The sequence below is a fragment of the Psychrobacter sp. 16-MNA-CIBAN-0192 genome (genome assembly GCF_040309565.1).
Lineage (GTDB): Bacteria > Pseudomonadota > Gammaproteobacteria > Pseudomonadales > Moraxellaceae > Psychrobacter.
The window spans coordinates 1-264 of record NZ_JBEOOX010000349.1 but is presented as its reverse complement, the minus strand read 5'-3'; the positions used below and the strand labels follow the sequence as shown (position 1 = coordinate 264).

Below are 264 nucleotides of genomic sequence, written 5' to 3'. Positions count from 1 at the left end.
CAATTTAATTGCTATCGATAATTCGCCACAAATAGAAGTGGTCAATATTGAAAGCCAATTAGACATTAACTTAGCGGCAGATCTCGCTCAAATAGACATCAATGATTTAAAAGCGATTAATCCGGGTTTAAAGCGCTGGGCAACGGCACCACAAGGGCCACATCAATTGATTGTGCCTAGTGATAAAGCGGCAACCTTTAAACGAGCATTAGCCACTATTGAACCAAACTCTCGCATTAACTGGGTTCGTTATAAAATTAAGTC

The 264-nt window shown here is 39.8% G+C and carries 1 protein-coding gene; it reads left to right on the top strand.

The features are described from left to right. The coding region (locus tag AAEY78_RS13540; protein ID WP_352339848.1) for a hypothetical protein at positions 1–264 on the top strand (264 nt) is incomplete at both ends.